The sequence below is a fragment of the Candidatus Woesearchaeota archaeon genome, from assembly GCA_018303425.1.
GTDB lineage: Archaea > Nanobdellota > Nanobdellia > Woesearchaeales > JAGVYF01 > JAGVYF01.
This window is the reverse complement of the sequence record JAGVYF010000012.1, coordinates 1-23,126: the sequence shown is the minus strand read 5'-3', so window position 1 is coordinate 23,126 and position 23,126 is coordinate 1. Positions and strand designations below refer to the sequence as shown.

The 23,126-nt window shown below is 29.6% G+C and carries 26 protein-coding genes and 2 tRNA genes; 8 read left to right on the top strand and 20 right to left on the bottom strand.

All coding sequences use genetic code 11. The annotated features are described in order from the left end of the window. The first annotated feature begins 65 nt into the window (after positions 1-65). A complete protein-coding gene (locus tag J4418_02580; protein ID MBS3112939.1) occupies positions 66-773 on the top strand; it encodes a glycerophosphodiester phosphodiesterase family protein in 708 nt (235 codons plus the stop codon). Positions 774-775: 2 nt separating this feature from the next. On the opposite strand, the gene J4418_02575 is transcribed toward J4418_02580, so the two are convergent. Both J4418_02575 and J4418_02570 read right to left on the bottom strand, forming a co-directional pair. Next, the gene (locus tag J4418_02575; protein MBS3112938.1) at positions 776-1,882 is read right to left on the bottom strand and encodes a Glu/Leu/Phe/Val dehydrogenase; all 1,107 of its coding nucleotides are present in this window, start codon (positions 1,880-1,882) and stop codon (positions 776-778) included. 276 nt (positions 1,883-2,158) lie between these two features. Beyond that, positions 2,159-2,302, bottom strand: coding sequence for a hypothetical protein (locus J4418_02570; GenBank protein MBS3112937.1), 144 nt, complete (start codon positions 2,300-2,302; stop codon positions 2,159-2,161). 286 nt (positions 2,303-2,588) lie between these two features. Here J4418_02570 and J4418_02565 point away from each other — a divergent pair, with 286 nt between their 5' ends. From J4418_02565 to J4418_02550, 4 genes are all read left to right on the top strand, one after another. Further along, on the top strand, positions 2,589-3,158 hold the full coding sequence (locus J4418_02565) for a nucleotidyltransferase domain-containing protein (GenBank protein MBS3112936.1): 570 nt from the start codon (positions 2,589-2,591) through the stop codon (positions 3,156-3,158). Further along, the gene (locus tag J4418_02560; GenBank protein ID MBS3112935.1) at positions 3,148-3,648 is read left to right on the top strand and encodes a DNA-binding protein; all 501 of its coding nucleotides are present in this window, start codon (positions 3,148-3,150) and stop codon (positions 3,646-3,648) included. The genes J4418_02565 and J4418_02560 overlap by 11 nt, the downstream gene beginning before the upstream one ends. A 127-nt stretch (positions 3,649-3,775) precedes the next feature. After that, positions 3,776-3,913: a hypothetical protein gene (locus J4418_02555; GenBank protein MBS3112934.1), complete on the top strand. Its 138-nt coding sequence runs from the start codon at positions 3,776-3,778 to the stop codon at positions 3,911-3,913. 128 nt (positions 3,914-4,041) lie between these two features. Further along, entirely contained in the window at positions 4,042-6,114 is a 2,073-nt protein-coding gene (locus J4418_02550) for a diphthine--ammonia ligase (protein ID MBS3112933.1), read from the top strand. Here the strand turns inward: J4418_02550 and J4418_02545 are convergent. Then, entirely contained in the window at positions 6,095-6,937 is an 843-nt protein-coding gene (locus J4418_02545; protein MBS3112932.1) for a hypothetical protein, read from the bottom strand. The genes J4418_02550 and J4418_02545 overlap by 20 nt on opposite strands. 367 nt (positions 6,938-7,304) lie before the next feature. Here J4418_02545 and ftsZ point away from each other — a divergent pair, with 367 nt between their 5' ends. Then, on the top strand, positions 7,305-8,372 hold the full coding sequence (gene ftsZ / locus J4418_02540; GenBank protein ID MBS3112931.1) for a cell division protein FtsZ: 1,068 nt from the start codon (positions 7,305-7,307) through the stop codon (positions 8,370-8,372). Positions 8,373-8,441: 69 nt separating this feature from the next. On the opposite strand, the gene J4418_02535 is transcribed toward ftsZ, so the two are convergent. Genes J4418_02535 through J4418_02495 form a run of 9 tightly spaced genes read right to left on the bottom strand, consistent with a single transcriptional unit; the run spans position 8,442 to position 16,399 of the window. After that, positions 8,442-8,861: a DUF1616 domain-containing protein gene (locus J4418_02535; protein ID MBS3112930.1), complete on the bottom strand. Its 420-nt coding sequence runs from the start codon at positions 8,859-8,861 to the stop codon at positions 8,442-8,444. Beyond that, positions 8,845-9,228, bottom strand: a complete 384-nt coding sequence (locus J4418_02530; protein MBS3112929.1) for a hypothetical protein — start codon at positions 9,226-9,228, stop codon at positions 8,845-8,847. The genes J4418_02535 and J4418_02530 overlap by 17 nt, the downstream gene beginning before the upstream one ends. Next, positions 9,228-9,815 (bottom strand): hypothetical protein, encoded by a 588-nt coding sequence (locus J4418_02525; GenBank protein ID MBS3112928.1) that lies wholly within the window; start codon positions 9,813-9,815, stop codon positions 9,228-9,230. The genes J4418_02530 and J4418_02525 overlap by 1 nt, the downstream gene beginning before the upstream one ends. Next, a complete protein-coding gene (locus J4418_02520) occupies positions 9,805-10,092 on the bottom strand; it encodes a phosphoribosylaminoimidazolesuccinocarboxamide synthase (protein MBS3112927.1) in 288 nt (95 codons plus the stop codon). Before J4418_02520 ends, J4418_02525 begins: the two co-directional genes overlap by 11 nt. Positions 10,093-10,096: 4 nt before the next feature. Then, the gene (locus tag J4418_02515) at positions 10,097-11,644 is read right to left on the bottom strand and encodes a glycosyltransferase family 39 protein (GenBank protein MBS3112926.1); all 1,548 of its coding nucleotides are present in this window, start codon (positions 11,642-11,644) and stop codon (positions 10,097-10,099) included. Then, positions 11,634-12,557 (bottom strand): flippase-like domain-containing protein, encoded by a 924-nt coding sequence (locus J4418_02510; GenBank protein ID MBS3112925.1) that lies wholly within the window; start codon positions 12,555-12,557, stop codon positions 11,634-11,636. The genes J4418_02515 and J4418_02510 overlap by 11 nt, the downstream gene beginning before the upstream one ends. Then, positions 12,541-14,295, bottom strand: coding sequence for a hypothetical protein (locus J4418_02505; GenBank protein MBS3112924.1), 1,755 nt, complete (start codon positions 14,293-14,295; stop codon positions 12,541-12,543). Before J4418_02505 ends, J4418_02510 begins: the two co-directional genes overlap by 17 nt. Then, on the bottom strand, positions 14,292-15,446 hold the full coding sequence (locus J4418_02500; GenBank protein MBS3112923.1) for a glycosyltransferase: 1,155 nt from the start codon (positions 15,444-15,446) through the stop codon (positions 14,292-14,294). Before J4418_02500 ends, J4418_02505 begins: the two co-directional genes overlap by 4 nt. Next, the gene (locus J4418_02495; GenBank protein MBS3112922.1) at positions 15,443-16,399 is read right to left on the bottom strand and encodes a glycosyltransferase family 2 protein; all 957 of its coding nucleotides are present in this window, start codon (positions 16,397-16,399) and stop codon (positions 15,443-15,445) included. Before J4418_02495 ends, J4418_02500 begins: the two co-directional genes overlap by 4 nt. A 278-nt stretch (positions 16,400-16,677) precedes the next feature. Between J4418_02495 and J4418_02490 the strand changes: the two genes are divergently transcribed. Continuing rightward, positions 16,678-17,859 carry a hypothetical protein gene (locus J4418_02490; GenBank protein ID MBS3112921.1) on the top strand — a complete coding sequence of 394 codons (1,182 nt, stop codon included), beginning with the start codon at positions 16,678-16,680 and terminating at the stop codon, positions 17,857-17,859. Positions 17,860-18,021: 162 nt separating this feature from the next. On the opposite strand, the gene J4418_02485 is transcribed toward J4418_02490, so the two are convergent. Both J4418_02485 and J4418_02480 read right to left on the bottom strand, forming a co-directional pair. Next, the gene (locus J4418_02485) at positions 18,022-18,321 is read right to left on the bottom strand and encodes a hypothetical protein (protein MBS3112920.1); all 300 of its coding nucleotides are present in this window, start codon (positions 18,319-18,321) and stop codon (positions 18,022-18,024) included. Positions 18,322-18,425: 104 nt separating this feature from the next. Further along, on the bottom strand, positions 18,426-19,733 hold the full coding sequence (locus J4418_02480) for a sodium-dependent transporter (protein MBS3112919.1): 1,308 nt from the start codon (positions 19,731-19,733) through the stop codon (positions 18,426-18,428). 77 nt (positions 19,734-19,810) lie between these two features. On the opposite strand from J4418_02480, the gene J4418_02475 reads away from it, so the two are divergent. Then, positions 19,811-20,344, top strand: a complete 534-nt coding sequence (locus tag J4418_02475) for a hypothetical protein (protein ID MBS3112918.1) — start codon at positions 19,811-19,813, stop codon at positions 20,342-20,344. 75 nt (positions 20,345-20,419) lie between these two features. Here the strand turns inward: J4418_02475 and J4418_02470 are convergent, their stop codons facing one another. The 6 genes from J4418_02470 to J4418_02445 all read right to left on the bottom strand — a co-directional run bounded on the left by J4418_02470 (position 20,420) and on the right by J4418_02445 (position 22,972). Then, positions 20,420-20,626 carry a DNA-directed RNA polymerase gene (locus tag J4418_02470; protein MBS3112917.1) on the bottom strand — a complete coding sequence of 69 codons (207 nt, stop codon included), beginning with the start codon at positions 20,624-20,626 and terminating at the stop codon, positions 20,420-20,422. Between the two features lie 94 nt (positions 20,627-20,720). Then, positions 20,721-21,251, bottom strand: coding sequence for a transposase (locus J4418_02465; protein MBS3112916.1), 531 nt, complete (start codon positions 21,249-21,251; stop codon positions 20,721-20,723). Beyond that, on the bottom strand, positions 21,221-21,619 hold the full coding sequence (locus tag J4418_02460; protein ID MBS3112915.1) for a helix-turn-helix domain-containing protein: 399 nt from the start codon (positions 21,617-21,619) through the stop codon (positions 21,221-21,223). Before J4418_02460 ends, J4418_02465 begins: the two co-directional genes overlap by 31 nt. 435 nt (positions 21,620-22,054) lie before the next feature. Next, entirely contained in the window at positions 22,055-22,363 is a 309-nt protein-coding gene (locus tag J4418_02455; protein ID MBS3112914.1) for a hypothetical protein, read from the bottom strand. A gap of 185 nt (positions 22,364-22,548) precedes the next feature. Further along, a tRNA-Thr gene (locus tag J4418_02450) sits at positions 22,549-22,639 on the bottom strand. 124 nt (positions 22,640-22,763) lie between these two features. After that, positions 22,764-22,972, bottom strand: a tRNA-Leu gene (locus tag J4418_02445). Positions 22,973-23,126 lie beyond the last annotated feature (154 nt).

Below are 23,126 nucleotides of genomic sequence, written 5' to 3'. Positions count from 1 at the left end.
AAAACCCCCTAAAAATATTCCAAGATTTAGCAATATTTATAAAACCTTATCCCTATAAAACAAATATGGAAATAGTTGCGCACCGTGGTTTGGTTCAAGATAATATCAAAGAAAATAGTCTTGATTCTGTTAAAAATGCATTAAAATATAAAATAAATGTCCTTGAGATTGATCTAAGAAAAACTAAAGATAACCAAATTGTACTGCACCACAATAGAGAATTTATCATCGGCAACCAAGGTTATTACATTGACCAGTTAACATTAAAAGAATTGAAACAATTAATCAATATCACAACATTGGATGAAATATTTAAATTTTGGGGCAAGAACAAAATATTCCTTGACATTAAAGTAACTGGCGCAGAACAAGAAATACTAAGCCTTATCAAGAAACATAAAATGGAAAAATATGTAGTAATTGACTCATTTTTACCCAAAGTTACTAAAAAGTTCAGGGAAATTGCTCCAAATTTAGACTGCGCAGCCCCATTCATAAACAAAACATGGAAAGGCATTCTCTGGTATCCGTTCTACACTTTTTTCTTTCCGCGGAAAGCTGTAAAACTGAAGGCAAAATACATTGAAGTGCCTGCGCCTCTTTTAAAAAAATCATTTATTAAAAAATCACATGCGTTAAATTTAAAAGTCGTAGGATTCTATTTCAAAAAAAATATTGAAATCATTAAAGCAATTAATAACCAAATTGATTTTTTAATGCTTGACACAATAGAGCAAATTAAATTTGCGAAAAAATTAATAAAAAATAAATAAAATCAGACCCTGCATCTCTTACATTTCTTCAATACTCGGTCTTTAGCAATTATCATTGCGGCTTGCCTTGGCGCAATTTTTTTATTAGCTGCCAATTCAAGAACTTCGCGAGTATTTTTTCGGACCTTGCCTTCTACAAGTTGAAACATTCGGTCTGTTGTTCCGCCAATATATTCTACATATGAACTAATCACTCCGCCAGCATTAGCGACAAAATCCGGCACAACTAATATCCTCTTTTGATGCAATAAATATTCAGTGCTATGCGACATGGGGATATTTGAACCTTCAACAATTAACTTAAACTTCATTTTTCTTACATGCTTAGGCTGAACTAAATCAGGCAAAGCAGCAGTAATCAACACATCAGCATTAACCTCAAGTATAACTTCAGGCTTTCTCACTTTACCTGAACCATAATTTATAACTGAACCGCTTTTTTTCTTTAGAGTTGCAAGTTTTTTAAAATCAATGCCGGTATGATTAATTAATACTCCTTTAGAATCTGATACTGCCACCATTTTTGCCCCTTTCTCGCACATGAATTTAGCGGCAAACCATCCAACATTGCCAAACCCTTCAACCGCAAATGTCACTTTTTTCGGATCAAGACCCATATGCTGTAACGCTACGAGTGTTGAATGATAAACACCAAAACCTGTACTTCCAAGTTCATGCGGAATTCCGCCTAACTTTTTAGGTTTACCTGTAACAATATTCTTATTATTGGCTTTTTTTGCTATCCACTCCATTTCTTGTTCAGCCATATACATATCAGGTGCAGCAACGTAATATTTAGGGGCTATCCTACTCAAATATTCAGTAAAAGCTTCAACAATCTCCTTCTTTTTTTGAAATGTAATCTTTTTACTATCTACCATAATTCCGGATTTCCCCCCACCAAAAGGTAAATTGGCTAAAGCGCATTTCCAAGTCATTGCCCTTGCAAGTCTAGAAACTTCATCAACCCCAACATATCCGGTCATTCTTATTCCGCCTTTTGCCGGACCAAGCGCAGTATTATCAATGACAGTTACAGCATGAAACTTAAGTCGAGGATGATAATATTCAATAATCATTTCAGGACCAAAATCATCAAATTCTACCATTTATAATTCACCTCATATAATTTAATGCCTCTAATAATCAAATCTAACAACCAAAAATTAAGAAATTAAACTTTATAAAGTTAATGAAAAAAAGTAATACTATTCTAAACCGTAATTATGTTACGGAAGTAATAAATTCTGTAATGTGCGCTTTTTATTCGGATGATACAAAATGGCAATGATAAAAATCAAGCTAAAATTCTTAAAAGCGATAAATTTAGGCATTATGCCAGCGGAATATATTTCTAAAATTCGGAAAGAAGTAATAAAAATCCATCACTCATAATTCCTTACGCTTTGAAGTTTCCTCACCATCTCCATCCAATCCTTATACTCTATAACTTCATCTGCAGTTGCTTTCAGATAAATAGCTTTTTTACTTGCACTATCCACGTTCATATAAAATTTTAGATCATTCATTTACTTTACCCGCTCAACCCCTCAAAATTAATATTAAACCCCCAACAGTTCTTTTTAATGTTCGTTCAGGCGTTAAATGTACTAATCCGAATTTCTATGAATAACCCCACCGCAAGCGATGGGGAATTCTCTAGTTAAATTGGTTACGTAAACACCTACATTCGATGTCCTACGATATAAGAGTTCCTGTCGAAGCTAAAGCATAATAAATCCCCACTCCAAAAACAGAAGCAATAACTCCAAAAACAGAAGCATTTATAAATGTTGGGCATTAACAATAAGTAAAATGAAGCCAGAAGATAAGATTTACAAAGCGTATTTTGAAAGTAAAAAAAATAGCTTATATTTTAATGAAATAAAAGGATTATCAAAACTCTCAGACAGCTCTTTAACAAATACATTAAACAAACTAACAAAAAGTAACACATTAACCCAAGAAAAAACCAAATCAAACACTTTCTACAAAATAAATAACAAAAAACTCTTTGCTTTAAAATTTTCAGAAATAGCAATGCAAAAATTCAATGATTTAAACATTGGAATTAAAACACCCCTCAGAAACTTCTTAAACAATATTCCAAAAGAGACATACACTATAATCTTATTTGGCTCTGCATCCCGAAAAGAAGAACAAAAAAGAAGTGATATAGACATTTTAGTAATAGCTAATAAAATAAACTTGATCAATAACAAAAAAGAAGCAGAAATAACCTCAAAACATCCAATCTCACTATTTCAAGCAACAATAGAACAATTCCTAAAAAATAAAGATGATGTAATTATACAGGCAAGAAAGACAGGCTTTCCAATTTATAAAGAACAAAACTTTTACGAGGTAATGTTAGATGAATATTGATAAATTATTCTTAGACCAAAGATATTTAGAAAAAGAGATAAATTTCTTTATAACTAAAAAACATATAAAACTAATCAAAAATAACCCGGAACTAATAAAATCACATCTAAAAAAAGCAAGACCTAATTTAGAATTTTACAAATTAAACAAAAGATATAAAAAATTCAATGACTGGCTTATTGTAACTTTATACTATTCATTATATCATTCTGCTTTAGCACTAATCACAAATAAAAATTATTACTCAAAAAATCATTATGCAACAATTCTTATTCTAATAAAAAAATATGCAATAACCAGAGATGAAGCAATATTATTAAATGAGCTTTCCATAAATAAAGAAGATGCAGAACTTTACACCAACCTTAAGGATGACCGGCATGATGCAAGTTATGCGACAAACATCAGATTCAGCCAAGAAACAATAGATATTTATGAAACTAAAGTTTTAGATTTTGTCAATAAAACAGAGGAATTATTATTCAAATGAAAAAAATCATAACTGAAGAAAAGGTTTTGGAATTCTCAAGAATGAGAATTATGATATAATCAAAATGTTCTAAACCGTAATTATGTTACGGTAGTAATAAATTCAGTGATGTGCGCTTTTTATTCGGATGATACAAAATGGCAATGATAAAAATCAAGCTAAAAGTCTTTATACAGATACAAAAGCAACATTGGTGCGGTTTAGTTTAAAAAAAGTATATGCAAGTTCTTACCCATTTAGTTGTACATTCAAGATTCTAACATAAACACCGCCAATCTTAATGCCATGCGTATTGCCGATTAAATTAAGAATATTATGCCACGTGCAATAATGATATAATTTATTATTTATAACCATTACCTTTTTATACAAATCTCCATATAATTATTTCTAATGTGCGGAATCATTGGCATATTTGGAAATAAAGAAGCAAAAAAACTCGCAAATCAGGGATTAGACTTAATTGAGTATAGAGGCCGAGACGCCAGGGGTGTTTACAATAAAGATGACTACGCAATCGGCCATTGTTTATATGCAATGATTGGTTTTGTAAAAGAACCGCTGATAAGAAAAAATTCAGTATTTGCAGCAAATTGCGAAGTGTATAACTGGAAAGAACTAGCCCTAAAATATAATGTAAAACCCCGAAATGATTCAGACATGATGCATATTTTACTTGATAAAAAAGGTATAAATGCAATAAACGAGTTTCAGGGAGTTTATGCTTTTTCATACTTAAACAACACAACATTATACCTTGCAAGAGACATAATTGGAGAACTCCCAATCTGGTATTCTACGCATAATGGTCTTGCATTTGCTTCTGAAAAAAAAGCATTAGAAAAATTAGGATATATTAACATTGAAGAATTAAATCCAAGACAGATTTTAATCTATAACCATAAAACTAAAATTGTAAAGTTCAAAAAAAGGTTATTCTTAGATATAAAACCTGAAATTAAAGATACCAAAGAAAAAATAATACAAAAATTAATCCCCCTATTGGAAAAAGCGTTCGTTGAAAGACTTGACAAAAAAAGGAAAATTGGCCTGCTGCTCTCAGGAGGCATTGATTCAAGTTTACTTGCGCTCATGCTAAAAAAGGCAGGTGCGAATTTTAAATGTTACACTACAGTGTTAGACGATAAAAACCTCAAAGAGCCAGAAGATTTAAAGTATTCGGTTGAGCTTGCAAAAGAACTAAATTTAAATCACAAAATAATAAAAATTAAAACATCAAAAATTCCTAAACTTTTAAAGGAAATAGTGCCCCTTATAGAATCAACAGACACAACCAAAGTTGGAGTTGCATTGACTTTTTTTTCAGCGTGCAAACAAGCAAGCAAAGATAAATGTTATATTATTGTCAGCGGTTTAGGTTCAGAAGAAATATTTGCCGGATATCAAAGACATAAAGAATCAAATGATATTAACAAAGAATGTTTATCAGGATTGCTTAAAATATATGAAAGAGATCTTTACAGGGACAATGTAATTGCACTGTATAATACTTTAGAAAATTGGATACCTTTCCTTAATCTTGAACTTGTTAAATATGCTATAAGGATACCTTCAAAATATAAGATAAAAGGAGAGATTACTAAACTGATACTAAGGGAAACGGCGCTAAAAATGGGCCTGCCTGAAAAATATGCAATGAGAAAAAAACGGGCTGCCCAGTATGGAAGCAACATGAACAAAGCATTAAAAAAATTAACAAAGCAGGCCAAATTAAAATATATTTCCGAATATTTAAGAAAGTTCTATCCAAAACACAATCTAAAATTAGGCGCATTATTCAGCTCAGGCAAAGATAGCGCCTATGCTTTATATGTAATGCAGCAACAAAATTATAAGATAGAATGTCTGATTACTATAATAAGCAGCAATAAAGAATCATATATGTTTCATACGCCAAACATAAATCTTGCAAAATTACAATCCGAATCACTTCAAATACCGATTATAGAACAAAAAACAGAAGGCAAAAAAGAAAATGAACTTAAAGATCTTGAAAAGGCATTAAATAAAGCTAAAAAACGATATAAAATTGAAGGTATTGTAACAGGGGCATTATTTTCAAACTACCAAAGAGAACGTATTGAACAAATCTGCGATAAAATTGGCCTAAAGAGCTTTTCTCCATTATGGCATATGAATCAAGAAGTTGAAATGAGACAACTGATAAATGAAGGATTTAAGGTTATAATTGGCTCAATTGCTGCAGAAGGTTTGACTAAAGAAGACTTGGGTAGAGAAATAACAAATGAATTCATAGACCATTTAGCAAAAATACCCGGGATAAATGTTGCAGGTGAAGGCGGTGAATTTGAATCATTAGTTATTGACGGGCCAAACTTCACGAAAAAACTAGAAATTAATGACGCTAAAAAAATTATGGAAAACGAGTGCACCGGCATTTACCAAGTTAAGAACGCAAAATTAATCAATAAATCTCTTCAGTAACATTACCTTTATTGATTTTAACTTTTCCATGAATTTTTGCATGGCCTAAAATACGCGCAGAACCAAAAACTTCTGCTTCATCATATATCAAAGCTCTGCCGGAAACTTCAGCACCACCATAAACTTTTGCCAAGCCCATTATTTCAACCTTAAAACCATAAACCAGGGCCTTTCCATAAACTTTTGCCATGCCATAAACCTTTGCCCCGCCATATACACTAGCAAAACCATGTATTTTTACACCTTCAGGCAACTCACCATATATCTCCGCATTTCCCCAAACTTTAGCATGCCCGAAAATTTTGCTTTCTTTATATACATGAGCATTTCCATAAACTTCAGCATTATCAGCCACTTCTGAATTACCATAAACAACAGCTAACTCATAAACAGATGCCTCACCACTAATTTTAGCATTGTCTGAAATTGATGCTCCATCAAAAACAACAGCATTATCTAAGATTTGGGCATTGCCAAATGCCTGTGCGCCACCCATAATTTTTGCGTTATCATATATCCAGCAAGTCCCACTATTCGAAAGGTTTAATTTCGATTCAACATATCCTCCAAGATTCCCTTTTTTTACAGATAAAAAATCATAAAGAGCCCTTATCTGATACAATTTTTTGCCATTATAAATAATAAAATTATCATTAAGAATCTCATATTTTTCTTTAAAGGGGTTAAATGACTTTAAATTATCCCATAATGAACCTAAAAAATGTTGTTGTGGCGACCCGCCCCGAAGTAATGCATTTACCCCTGCAGAATTTCCTTGTTCATTTGAACCAGAATCCATATTTTTTTTAATAATTTGGACCATTATAAAAACGTAAAGAATATGAATATTTAAAATGTTCTAAAAAAACTAAACTAACACTTGAGAATAGATTAATAAAATGTTAAAACTGCTACATAAAAATGATAACAAAATAAAATTTTATAAAATAAAAAGATTTAAATATAAGAACAACTTAAAAAAAGATAAGAATTTTAACTTTTAAACAAATATTAAATTTTTCAAATTTGGCGATTTGAAAATTTTAACAAAGTTGATTCTTGGCGTAAGTAAGATTTGGCGATCTTAAAAACTGTTTCTACTAAGATAGTTGTATTAGTAATATATAAATTTTACTATACTGGACTATTCAAGCTCAAACAAAATAGAATTAAGGGGGATGGAAAAAATGATGGAATTTATGGTGGAAAACGCTATGAAAAACAGTACAGATTTATCTGGATTCAATGTTGGACAAGCTAATATTAAAGTTATTGGCGCAGGAGGCGGCGGTAACAATATGGTTAGTTGGTTATACAAAAAAGGGATTCGCGGTGCAGAAATTATTGCATGCAACACAGATAAACAACACTTAGATATTACTGAGGCAGATAGAAAATTCTTAATCGGTAAAGATTTAACAAGAGGTTTAGGTTGCGGGGGTTTCCCTGAAAAAGGTGCTGAATCAGCTAAAGAAAGTATAGCTGAAATTAAAGATTCTTTAAAAGGCGCTGATATGGTATTTGTATGCGCAGGAATGGGCGGAGGAACAGGCACAGGTTCAGCTCCAGTTGTTGCGCAAGTAGCAAAAGATACTGGTGCAATTGTTATCGGAACAGTTACAATGCCTTTTAAAATTGAAAGGGCAAGAGTTGATAAAGCTGAATTTGGATTACAACAGTTAAGACAAGTATCTGATACAGTTATTGTTATCGATAACAACAGACTTGTTCAAATTGCGGGTAACCTGCCTGTACAACAAGCTTTTGCTGTTGCAAATGAATTAGTTGCCACTATGATTAAAGGTATTGTTGAAACAATCGCAATTCCATCATTAGTTAACTTAGATTATGCAGACGTTAAAGCAATAATGACCTCTGGCGGTGTTGCTTCAATAGGAGTAGGTTCATCTGATACAAATAACAGAGTTGAAGAATCCGTTAAAGGGGCATTAAGCAATCCATTGTTAGATATTAGTTATGAAGGTGCAACTGGCGCTTTAATCCATATCTCTGGAGGTCCGGACATGACTCTTGAAGATATAAATAGAGTTGGTGAACTAGTAACTGAATCATTAGATGATGATGCAAACGTTATTTGGGGCGCAAGGGTTTCTGACAATCTAAAAGGCAGATTAATTGTTATGACTATTATAACTGGTGTTAAATCACCATGGATATTAGGTAAAATGGATAAAAAACAAGCCGCTGCTACGCGCGCTGAATTCGGTAGAGAATTAGGCATAGAAATAGTAAGGTAAACCCTTACTTTTTTTTATAATTTTTATAAAAGTTCTTGCCTTAAAGAATTCTTTATCTCATAATACCCCCTAGTATTTAAGAGAAGAGGCAAGAACTTTTTCTAATTTCTTTTTCCTAAAAATAATCCCTAAACTAAGTAAAATAATAATTAAAACTACAATAACTGAATTTAATGCAGTAATTTTCAGGCCTAAAAGATTTAAATAAAATATAAATAAAGGCACAACTGCAATTGATAAAGCAAAAGATAAAGCTATTCTCTCAATCCAATCGATTGATCCTTTTTTTTCTAATTCGGATGTTTTTGGAAAAAATAAATACGATATTAAAAATCCAGGCAAGAACAAAACATAAACTGAACCAAAAACAATCCTAAAAGAACTAATTAGATCTAATTTTGAAAAAAATAAAATTACTAAACTTAATATAAATAAGGTTGATAAAATAATTAATACTATTTTTAAAATAGTTTTATGGTTTTTTTTCATCTTCTTCAAGCACCAAAAATGATAATAATATTATTAATATTCCTGCTATTGCTGAAATTAACCATGATATCCAACCTAAAGCATAGGTCTTATACTTAATTATAGCAAAACCTAAAACACCTAAAAATATAATTAATGCATAATCTTTTTTAGTGGCTTTTTCTTTCTTTAGCTTTGGCTGTTCTGAAAATACATCTAAAATGCCTGCAATTATTACAAGAATTAATAAATAATTTAAATTTAAATAAATTGAAACAAAACCTTTTTGTAATTCTTCAATTAATAATAATATTAAATATGTAACTAACAAAGACTGAAATAAAGAATTTACAATTTCGGCACTGTTTTTCTTAAATATTGGTTTCATTAAATTATTCCTTTCGTTTTTATTTTAATATTTATCCAGTCAATTGGTATGCTATTTGTCTTTACTAATTTAGGAACATGATATACTAAACTTAACTTATTGTCCTTAATGAATAGTTTATCCTGCTCTAAATTAAAAATTGTATCTACAACATACCATATATTTGAATCAGAAGATATTGAAACATAAGTTTTCCCATTACGAGTTATAGTTTGTGTCTCAATTAAATAATTTTCAAGCGGTTTGTAAGTATAATGCCACTCTTCTTTATCTTTTGCGCCAAGACTAATCTTTTGATTTTTAATATTCTTTAATTTTGTTGTTACTGTAATTGATTCTGCGTTTTTTGGCACTTCCGCATCAAAATAGACTAAATCTGCCTGTAATTCCCGATATTCAGTATTTATCGGTTCAGAAATTCTATCAACAGGAGATAAATAATTTTCATTTCCATTTCCAATATCATATAAATACTCTATCTCATGAGAGAATATATAGTTTTGACTAACTAAGTATAAAATTAATACTAAGGGAATCAGTCCAATAATTAATACTAGCTTATTTGTTTTTAATTTTTTAGTTTTCATTTTTTGTGTAGAATTTAATATTATACTCCTTACCATCTGAAGCAGTATGTCGGAAATTCCGACAAGTTGAATTTTTATCTAATTCTCCCTCCGAATAAATAGCACTTAAATGTTCTGTTATGGTGCTTCTGCCCTTATCAAAGAGTTTAGCAATCATATTTTGAGTAAGCCAAACATTGTCATCTGCGTATTTTACTTCTATGGAATCGTCATTAGCTTTAACTGTAAAGATTAAAAATTCTGATGTTGAGTTCCGTATTGCTAAGTTTTTTTCCATTATTTTAACAAATATACCTGTAAATTACGTTTGATTCTTTTTCATAAACTGGCAGCATACAATTATCAAACTGTTTTAAGTTATCTTTTTGTTGTTCCCCAATAAAGATATATAAAGGTTGCTCATATTTGTCCATAAATTCATTTAGTTTTGTTTGATTATCGGCTGTCCAGAACTCAGTCCATTCTTCTTTATTATGCAGATTATAATTAAAAAGTCCTGGCGCAATCGTTTTTCTAGTTGAATATCCTAAGACCCATGGTGAATAAATTGAATTAGTAGTCATTATATAAGCATCTTTTTCTAATGTTGATACATGTACTATCGTTTCTAATTCATTTTGATTTATTAAAGAATTTGTACTTATAGCGTGATTGATTGTAACAAAACCTGCGCTAAAAAGTAAAATTAGAGTAATTAAGAAACCTAATTTTCGGGTTATAATCTGGTTAAAACCGGCACCTGCAAGAATAATCAACGCAATATCAAGATGAATGATAAATCTATTAAAGAAAAATAACTGAAAATAAACTATTATTGCGGTGATTCCAGTATAAAATGTTAATATGTTAAACTTATTAAATTGAATAAGATAAAAAAATCCCAATATTGAAAATGCAAGATATGCTAAAGTTGAATACTGGTAAGTAAAAAAATTAATAAATGTGCCTGCTGAAGAACCAGGAGAAATAAAAGATTCTGCAACTGGCTTAATCAATGGCAATATTGATTCTTTAAAAAAGCCGATATAAAATATTGCTGTAAAGATTAAAATTGATATCCCATTTTTTATATTTTGTTTAATGTTATTATAATCATAAATTGTATATGTTAAATATGACAGTCCAAATAAATAAAAGGTTGGTCTATGGATTATCCCGGTTAATATTCCGAAGATAATAAATCTTAGATTATCTTCTCTTTTTAAAAAATAAAATGCAAACAGCATAAAACTTAATCCTAATATATTTTTATAATATAGATAAGTAAAAACCAAATATTGTATTGATGAAACCGAATAGAGCATTAATGCAATAATTGCAGAAGTTTCATTAAAATATTCTTTTGCAGCTTTATATATTGAAAAACCAAGTAAAATATTACATAATATAAAAAAACTAATTAGGATGGTTTGTGTGTTAAAAAGTAATTTTAATAAAGTTGTTAGGTATAAAAATCCCGGTTCTAATGCGCCTTTTACCCATGAATCTGCATTAAAAAAATCCTTTGCAAAAGATTCTATTCCATATTTGTAAATCCCCGCATCATAACCAATTGGTATATTGTTATCTAAATAGGGAATTATTCTTGTTAGCAAGATTAAAACTATAGCTAAAATAAATAATGAATATAATAATCTCTTATCTATACTTTTAGTGTTTAATCTTCTTATTTCAAAAGTTCCAAGAATAGCAATAATTAAAGCAAAAAGTTCAAAATGATAAGTATATTTCCAGAACAGGTTTAAACTAATTGCCAGTATCAATGCAGAATAAACTAGCAATAACTGGTAAAAGCTTTTTCCTACAATTTCTTTTATGCTATTTTTCATGTTTGATTAATATATATGAGAAGATAGGTCCTAAGATTAAAATTACTGCAAGATTTATTGCTCTTAATAAAATAGTTGCAGCAATTGCTTCTGTTAATGGTATTCCGATTAAATTTGCAGAGAATATGCTTATTGCTTCGCCAACGCCTAGATTTCCGGGAGTGATTGCAACAAGTATTGATAGTGAACCTACTGATGCAATAAATAATGCTTTAAAAAAATCTATCTGGATACTAAATAAATTATATGTAATCATAGTATTGATAGCGCCTAATATTAACTGCACTAAACCGATTATAGTTGTGATAAACAATACTTGTTTATTATCTTTAATCAAGTGCCAGCCGTTAATTACTTTGATAAATTTATTTATTAGACTATTTTTGCTTTTAGGCAATTTAGGGGATAGAATTATTATTACAATTAAAAATAAAGTAAAAACTGTAAATGCTAAAAAAATTATCCAATTAAATATGTTATAACTTAGCCAGATATAAATCATGCTGAGTATACCCCCTAAGCCATTTACTAAAAATAAAATTACATATATTGCCCCAAGCGTTGCAAGAAAATGCACATACGGGAAATTATGCTTTTTATTTAGATATACTGCCCTAATACCTGCACCGCCCCTAAATGGAGTGATTAAGTTATAAAAATTGGTTATTATAGGCAGACCTATTATTTCTTTTAGATTCAACCTTAAGCCAAACGGACGCATCAGATAATCTAAAAGAAATCCGTTCAAAATCATGCCGGCCATAAATATCAATACTAAAACAAATAAATAAAGTGGATTTACAAGAGTTAATTGCTTGAAATCACTTAAATTGTTTTTCAGATAATTGAACAGAAGTAGGATTATTGCGAAGAGGATAGTTGTTGTTATTAGGTGTTTAATTGAGGGTTTCATTTTTTCCAATTATTATAAAATTTGCATCTTCTTTATTTAGTTTAAAATTACAATTTTTCACCAGATTATATTTCATCTCTGAATAATCAATAGCTTTTGCAACCCTTTCACCATCTAGCCTAATAAATTTATTAAGTATGATTTGAGAAATATTGTATTTTTGAAAGTCAGTACATGTAGCATTATTAGAAAAAAGAAATTGAATTATATTGATAAACTTAGAATTTCTTTCCTGCTCGTAATCACTTATTCTATCAGACGGAATTGCTAATACATAATTATTTGTTAAAGAAGAAATAAAATAACTAGTATATTGATCAGATAAAATAATCCCATTTTCTGAAGTAATCATCCCACTCAATTTAAATTCTGGTGGAACTTCTCTAAAATATTTTGCAGTATCTGAACTTAAGATTACAGAAAACATGTTCATAGTAGACAAAACAATAATCATAATAGCAAGTCCAATATAAAACAAGTTGGCTTTATTTTTTAGAAAACTATAAACAGAATCAGCTATAAATATGGAAGAAGGAATTTTTATTAAAAATAAAAATCTCCAAAAAACTTTTACTGGAAATCCAATTAAACCAATAATAAATAACATTAAAGAAGCCCAAAACCAAATTATAAGTAACAAAGAAAAATTGTCTCTTATATCATTTAAATAATCTACCCAATAATTGTAAGAAAGAAATATACCTGCGTATATAAATGGAAAAAAGCTAATTAACCAATAATATACCATATCTTTATAGATATATTGTTTAAAATAAAAAATTGAATAAACATATATAATAAAAGTTAAAAATATTCCCATTTTAACAATTTTTTGACTATCTATTAGTTTAAATCCTATTTTTTGGAAATATCCTTTAAAATTCCAAAATAAATAATTGAGTAAAATAATAAATATGAAAATTATTAAAACTAATGGATATGGCATAATTGAGTTAATTACTTTAAAAAAAGAGACATAAATCCAAAAATTACTCAAAAAAAATGATAAGAATATTAAAATTAGAACTGCGCAATATTGATTATTCCGTGATTTAAAATGTTGTAGAGAAAAGTAAAATATAGTTAAACTAAACGAGATTAATCCTGTCAATGGATGGGATATAAAACTAATAAATAAAAAAAAAGGTATTAACAATAAATTAGAAAAAGTATGATCCCGATTATAATTTAAAATGAGATAAAATGTTAAAAATAGAAAAGAAATGCTAAACAATTGCGAATAAAATGCACCAAAGCTAATTCCATGCAATGAGAAAATACCACTCCACCTAACTAAAGGAACTTCTACTATAAAAATTAGAATAATCAGGAATAGAATTGCCTTTTTAAAATTGTTAAAATATTTAGCAGCAAAAATATAAGCAGACAAAATAAATAATATAATGCTAAAAATGCCAAAAAAAATATAATTTAATAGTAGTTCTAAAGACTCCGAATTTAAAAAATAAAATTTATCCTTAATTGATATAAAAGTTATATCCCATTTTCCCAACAGTGAGATTATAGCAGTAGTATAAGTTGCATGAAAATCAGGTTCACCATTTTCAAAAAAAGGAGATTTTGCTGGTGATGAAAAATCATCTAATGCTTTAGCATTTGCAATTAGATTAGGCAAATCTTCCGAAAGAATATATCTATTGTTTACACTAAATAAAAAAGAAAAAAGCCCTAATAAAATAATAAAAAGTAATAATAATATTAATTTTTCTTTTTTCATAAGAACTCCCAATTATTTTTATATAAATTTGCGAGATATACCCAGTCCCATCTACTCATGTCTTGTCTAATCAAAGTTCTAGTAGTTTTAATAAAACCTAAAATGTCGTCAGAATTTCTATAAACATAAATTCCTTTCAATTGTTTACTTATCTCTCTATGCGCTTTCAATTCTGATGCTAGCACAGGAACACCACATGCTAAATATTCCAATACTTTCAACGGAAAACTATTTTCATAAATAAATATATTAGGTATATGAGATAGACCATAGTCAAATGCAGAGATATATTTTGGCACTTCTTTATGTTCAACCTGTCCAGTAAATATAACATAACTCTCTAAATTTAGTTTTTTAGTTAATTGCTTTAAGTTAATTAAATCGTCTCCACCACCAACAAACATTAGTTTAACTTTTTTATTTTTTGTAACTAAGTCTTTAAAGAGATGTAAAAACTCATTTAGTTTTCTTACTTTTGCTATTCCCCCAACTGAACCAATCAACACCTCGTCTTTTTTAACTCCATGGATTTGTCTAATATTTGTTTTAACTCTCTTAAATAAGTTTAAATCAACTCCTGAAGGACTGATAAAAACTTTTTGGTATTTATTCATTGAAATGTTTTGGGAATAATATTTTTTTAATCCTTCGCTAATGAAAATAAATTTATCTACACATTTACATAAAATTTTTTCTTGGAGATATACCAACTTTCGAAATATTTCTGAAAAATAAGAATTAATAAATCCTCGTTGTATGCTCATATCAATCCATGGACTTCTAACATCATAAATCAGATTTAACTTGCGATTATTCAATATCTTAAACAAAACAGCCCCCATCAATGAAGAATTAGGATACAAACAATGTACTATATCTATTTTTTTTAATAAATTCTCTTTTTTAAGAATTGAACTAACTTTCAAACTAAATTTAATATTATCTTTTATAGAATAGGTAGAACTTTTTATTTGAAAAATTGTATTACAAATATTCTTAATATTTGTAGAAATTGATTTTGATTTTGCAACTATCAAATTAATTTCAAATTTATCATCACTTTTGAAATTACTAAGTAAACCAGTTAAATAAATTGAAAGAGGTAATGGTTCATTTAATGGAGTATTTTGAATTATAAAAACCCGTTTCATCCCCCATACTCTCCCTTTTTCATTCTATAAATCATCTCTTCCTGATTCATTTTAATCGTCTTTAGCATATCTGCAAGTAAAGCAAGTATTCCAAGACTAATTCCAAAGACCGCTAAGAATACAGAAACCTGAAACAGGAAACGAACAGGAGTTGTTGCATGATATATTAACCAATAACCAAATGAAAAAGCAATACCTATTAAACCAATAAATAATAATAACAAAGCAGGACGTCCAAAGAAAGATAAAGGCTGTGTGTCCCTTGTAGCCCGAATCATAATGTTCAAACTTCTAACTCCATAACTAATTAAATTTCCAGATATAAGTGACCTGCGTTCTTCAAAATAAACAACAGGCAAAGCAATTTCACTAATCCTCATATTTTTATTAGTTAAATCAATTATTGATTCATGTGTGTATGTAAAACTGCCAAATAAGTTTAATCTAAGTGCAGCTTCACGTGAATATGCCCTAAATCCGCATGAAACATCAGTTAAAGAACGCCCAGTAATCCTATTAATAATATTAGCAAATAATAAATTGCCAATTTTTCGCCTAAAAGGCATATTCTTTACAATTGATGGATCTATGAATCTTGAACAAGTAACTACATCAGCTTCTTTATTTAATATTGGTTGAATCAGTTTAGGTATGTCCTTAGAATTAAATTGACCATCTGCATCAATATTAACAATGATATCAGCACCAAGCCTTAATGCGTGATTAATGCCTTTTTTAAAATTCTGACCAAGTCCTTGATTGACTTCATTGGTTATTACATAATCAGCCCCAGCATTTTTAGATACTTTAACAGTATTATCAGTAGATTTATCATCCATTACAAGAACTTCTACCGATTTTATAGAACTAACATTTCGCGGAATATTTCTGATAACGTTAGCTATCACGCCCTCTTCATTAAATGCCGGAATCATTACAATTAATTTAACCATTGTAATATATATTGCGGAAAATAAGAGTTTATAAAAGTATCTGTAAAATGAGATAATTGGATTTTTAATAATTAAACAGTAATATTTACATTTCCAAAGATTCGTTGTGCCTGCAGATTATTCCACAATACCATTGCCTTTACAAATGCACCCGGTTCGTTTTCATCTTTAACTGATTTTTAAATCATTCAATGTAAATAAAATCAACTATTCCGCAACCTTTAAATACTAGCATTTAAAGTAAATAAGAATAGCATTAAAAACTAATTAATCCTAAAATGTTTAAACAAAAAAGACTATCAAAAAATGGATATTCAACAATATTTACTATTTTTATTATAGGGATATTATTATTAGCTGGTCCAGCAAGTGCAGTATCAGTAGGATTAATACAAGAATCTGTTTCTGGAAACATTGTAAATTATAAAACTATAGTAGATATCCACACAAATGATCAAATACCATTAGAATTAGTTAATGTTAAAATAGATGGTGAAAACTGTTATTTCAAAATCAATGATTTAAGTGAATCACCATTATCAAATGCAAGCGCTAAATGTGATTCAGTAACAATTACGAGTATAGAAAATAAAGCTGTATATTCAAACACTTATGGATACGGCTATGGTTATGGATATGGAAATTCTTATCAAACAGTTAACACAGTATGGAACACATATGGCTATGGGTATAATTATGGATATGGATACAATGGTTATACAACCGATGTATCAACAGACGGAGAAGTAATAATCTATTTTAAAGTTGATAAAACGAAATTATCAGCCGGAACCCATAGCATAGAATCAGGAATCGCCGGTCTTGAAAATAATGATATTAAATTTACATATTTAAACAAAAATCCATTATCAATAACTATAGAAATCCAAGCTACAACTAATTCTGTAGGAAGTGGTTTAGGCGTTTCAACTATTGGAACAATATTAAATGATGAAACTGCTTTAACAGAAAATAAAAATAAAGATGAAACTAAAATCATCAGCTTAAGTGAAGCACAGCTAATCAATGGTTTTGACACTAGCTTATCAGTAGGGGATAATTTAAACTTTAATTTTGGTTCTGAATCACACACAATAAAAATCATAGAATTAAGTAAAGATTCTGTTACATTAGTAGTGCAAAGTACTCCGCAATTAGCAAAATTAAGTTCAGGAGATATTAAAAGATTTGATTTAAATGAAGATGGTATTAATGATTTACAAGTAAGAATAAACACAGTTAATGAAAACAGCGTTAACTTATATGCGCAAATATTAACAGGAATATTAAATAATAATGAAAACACAGAAGCAAGTACAAGTCAAAATAATGGTAATTCAATCACAGGTGCAGTAATAGGGGCGCTTAGAGATATTAGCCCAATAGACATGCTAATTTATGTTTTAGGTGCTATAATTGTATTGGGCGCGCTAGTATTTGCATTTAAAAAAAGAAAATAGATATTTTCTATAATTTTTTTAATTAATAATTTAAATTACTCAATCAATGTCTTATAAGCAATATGCACCAACCTTTTTTAAAAAACCCCTGAACTTAGTTCAGGACACAGAAAGGTTTTGGCATTTCTTGTGAGCTTGACCAAAAACAAACGAGGGTAAAACTCACTCAATTACAATCTTATAATTATTGTGCACTTTAGAACGAACTTTGCTAATTGAAACTTTTTCCAAGTCATTAAGAACTAAATCAGATCCCCGGGGAAGATACTTAACTTCTAACCCTTTAAACACTACACTCATTACATTATTATACTCTAAATGTAAAAATGGCACCTCAATTGTTTTATGAGGATCATTAACATTAAACAATTTAATCTCCACCATATATGGCATATCTCCCTCAACATCTGCCAAAGGATCTTTTTTCCTGCACACTAATACGCTTTTTACTTTGTAATCCATATTATTGATAAGATTATATGCTGCTTAAATATGTTACGTTTTACTGTGATGCTTTTGCAAAATGAAACGTAATTATCAACAAATAAATTAGTAGTAATTAAGCTTCAAAAAATAGACACAATCAAGTCAACCAGCAGAACAATAAGAACAACTGGAATCACATATTTCCAAAGACTGAACATATATTTGCCTATCTTGAACGATGTACCTTTATTTATTTCCGCCAATATTTTATCTTTATGATTAAACCACACAAAACCTATAATGATAATTAATGCGCTTACTGGTAAAAGTATTGTACCAAATAAAGTATCCATAAAATCTAAAAAACGCATTTCAAATATATAAATGGCCAAACTAGTATAACTTAAAGCAGAAGGTATCCCTAATAAAAAAGTTAAGGCACCAAAACTTAAAATTAATTTGTTTCTTGAATAACCAAATTCATCTGAAATTGCCGTAATAACTACTTCCAATAATGAAATGGCTGAGGTTAATGCACCAAAAAACAATATTAAAAAAAATAAAGTTGCAAATAAATTACCAAATGGTAACAATGCAAAGACTTTAGGTAATGTAATAAAAGCAAGTTCTGGACCTGCAGTAGAGTCTAAATTGAATGACGATATCATTGGAAAAATAGCAAAACCAGCCATTAATGCAAAAATTGTATCAGTCAATGCAACAATAACTGTTGAACCCACAATTTCTTCTTTCCGGGACATGTATGAACCATAAGTGATCAGAATAGCTGCGCCAGCAGATAAAGAAAATAAAGTTTGTCCAATTGCAATTAACCAAATATTCAAATTAAACAAAACTGATAAATCAGGAGTTAAAAAATATTTTATGCCATCCATTGCATTTGGCAATGTAACGCTTTTTAATATTAATAAAAATAAAAATATGAACAATAGCGGCATCAAAACTATACACGTTTTTTCAATACCATTTTTAATGCCTTTTTGAAGAATGAACATAATAATAATAATCACGATAAACAAGAATAATAGCGGTAAATATCCTGCTGAAAATTGTGTAAATATAATTTCAATACCAATTAATGAAAAAACAGTATATGCTAAAGTCCAGCCCATTATAACGGCATAATAACTTAATATGCAAAAAACAATTATAACAGGTACATAACCAAGATATTTTAACCATCTATATTGTTTTATTTTGGCTAAACTTGAGATTATACCCCCACCATAATACCGACCAATCCCCAACTCTAATAACATGATAGGAATTCCAACTAAAATTACAGATAATGTATAAGGTATCAAAAAAGCGCCGCCGCCGTTTTGACCAACAATATACGAAAATCTCCAAACATTGCCTAAACCAACAGCTGAACCTGCTGCTACAAATATGAATGCTAATGTTGATGACCAATGTTCACGTTTCATTTTATAAGATTATTAATTTTAGAATTTATATATCTTTGGACACAAATATTAATAACATCTGACAAAATTAAATAAATATGCTCGGCTTTGATAAACTCCAGGAACTTGTAACTCAACAAAAATTGATTGAAAAAATAAGTGAAAAAGAGCTTAATAAAAAAGGCGGCGTTTCATTTGACTTGAGAATTGGGGAAATACATAAATTTACTGGAAAAGGATTTTTATTTATTGATGAAACTAAAACACCCTCAACACATTTACTAGGAAAATACGAAGAAAATAACCCTGCTAAAGTAACTCTTTATCCAAATGAATACTATATTGTAAAAACAATTGAAAAAGTAAATCTCCCTAAAGAAATCGCTTGCATCATAATTTCCAGAACAACATTGTTTAGGTCAGGATTGCTTTTATTATCAGGGCTGGTAGATCCAGGATATTCAGGTGAACTTACTGCTGGTTTAATCAACCTAACAAATAAGCCTTTCACATTGGAACTTGGTTCAAGAATAGCAAATTTAATCTCTTACACTATAGAAGGCAATGCCAATCCATACATCAGTAATTATCACGGGGGATTATTAGGCAAAGATGACACAAAAAAACCTTAAATCGGTTAATGTGTCTTGCGCCTAAAAAATAAATAAAAAATAAATTAAATTTCTAAGAATTTTAACTATCAATAATTAAAATCTTTTAGGTCTTTTCTTTTGAAAACATTCTCTGCAAAAAACCGGTTTTCCTTCAGTAGGTTTAAAAGGCACTTCGCACTCTTTACCACATTCTGAACATGTTGCTTTATGCATTTCTCTTGGACCATCAAAACTCCTATTTTGAAAGCCGCCTCTGTTTTGGAAACCACCACGGTCTCCTCCTTTGTTAAAATCTCTCATTTTGTATTTTCTCCATTTATAACAGCCACTCTCTACATTGTACTTACACGCTGTTATTCTAAAATAAAAGTATAGTCTCCAGTATATAAGTATCCTATATTGAGTTTACACCTAAATATATATGTGCGGGTGTCTCATAATTGAGAGATTGATGTATTCTCTCAAAATTATAATAGTGTGTCCAAGTGTGCAAATCCTTAACATCTGGATGATTCATTAATGGAAATTCACCTTTATATGACCCAAACCATCTCTCTATTTTACCGTTACTTTGTGGATAATATGGACGAATAAAAATGTGCTTTACGCTATATTTTTCTTCGACGATTTTTAATGGTGCACAGGGTACTTTATTTTTATGTGATTTCTTGAAATGAAGTCCATTATCGCTGATTAGTTCCTTTGGCGCGCCATATGTATTTATGGCTTTTTGCAAACCTACAGCAGAATTTTCTGCTGTAGCTTCATCAAATAATCCTACATAAACGATAAATCTTGATTTATCATCTATAATTGCAAGCAACTTTTTCTTGGACATTGGATCAATACTCCAATCAATATGCCACTGGTCATTAATGTTATCTGCCTCATAGCTTACATATTTAGGTTTCCTTTTTTTGCCCATTTTTTTCTAGTTAGATTTTCGTATTGGATAACTTGATTAATCTTATTATGACTTACTGAAAAACCTTTTATTTTGAAATATCTTTCGATTCTACAAGCTCCCCAGCCGGTTTTTTCTCTTATATTGACCACATTAGCATAGAAATTGGGATTTAATGGAATTCTCAATTTGCCCGGAAGGTGGTCTTGAAGGCCAAATACTCCATCTGATTTGTATCTACTAATTATTTTGTAGATTGTAGTTCTGGAAACAGAGAATCGCAAAGCGATTCTGGTTGTTTTCCATCCATTGTTCCAGCATTGGATAATCGTAAATCTTTCAGATTTACTCAGTTTATTGCTATTATTAACATACATTTTCTTTATCATTGGCAACCTCGCTTATATTTTGTTGCACAAATAAAAAAAGTGTAAACCTAATTCAGGATAGTAGATATTTATTGGTTGTGATAAACCTAAGGTATATCTTCCCCCATAAATGATATTTGGAATATATAGCATTTTTATGCAATGATTAAGTCTTTAAATTATTTACAAAATTTAAGTTTCGCTAATAATATTTCTGAATTCAAATACAATATCTAAACATAAATTAAACGAGTCATTTGTTATAATAAAAATTCCAACCATATCAAACTGCGGGATTTAGACCACTAAAATAATAAATGTTTATACACAAACTGGCAATAAGACTAATAATGATCTAACTCCCCAAAAATAAAATATACTTTTATTTTTCTAAAATTTCACTGTTCTAATCCGCCCAATTAAGATTAAACGGTATATTAAGAATAACTATAAACATCATCTATAAGCATCAAAAATCATGTATCCATAATCTTCTAATTCATCATTATAGTTTTTCCCATATTTGGTAAGTGTATTATCAATTGAATAAGGGTAATCCTCCCCCATTAAAGTTTCAACTAAAATAGATTCACTTTTCAGGGGGTTTCCTAAACCATGTTCAAAATTTACCCTATAAGTTAAATATTCAGGACAACCACTAACAAATTCAACCATATTAATAGATACATTTACTTTTTTAAATTCTTCTCTTAATACTTCTATAAGATTTTTAATAAGCCTATCTTCTCCCATATTTGTTGCCATAATAATATAAAAAATTGAACATTTAATAATATTCACATCTTGGAAAATAGAGTTTTGGATAATAAAGTATTTGAAAAAAAGAATATTGAATAATAAAGACCCAATTGAAAAAATGAATGGGATCCAAACCCCATTACTATTTGTTTTATAAAAGCCTCGGAGAGGCATTGAACTCTGAATGTAAAAGCCTCAGGAGGGAATTGAACCCTCGACCTCGGCCTATTTGGATATTTCTAAATATACCAAGGCCGCGCTATACCACTAAGCCACTGAGGCGGATTTATTTCTTTTTTTAGGTGAGCATAGCTCGCCATCTTTTGATTAAACTTTTTGTAAAAGTTTACGCAATATCACTAAGCCACTGAGGCAACCCATTTACTATATTGAATAAAAAAGTAAATGTGGGGGAAGGGAATTTCAAAGACACTGAATTCAAAATCTACGAACGCCAGTAAGTCTATTCGAACCCTTGAACCTACTAAAGGACAGGATATCCAAGGCCTAAGACCCCAGTGTCCATAAGCTGCTTAAGTCCTGCGCATTTGGTCTGAAACGTAGTTTCTGACATTTGAAGCCTCGCTTCATTTGACCAGACTTTGCTACCCCCACAGAACTAGATTTAGAATAAATTAACCCTTTATAAACCTAACGTTCTAAAATTTATTGTTCTATCCTATATTGAGTTTACACCTAAATATATATGTGCGGGTGTCTCATAATTGAGAGATTGATGTATTCTCTCAAAATTATAATAGTGTGTCCA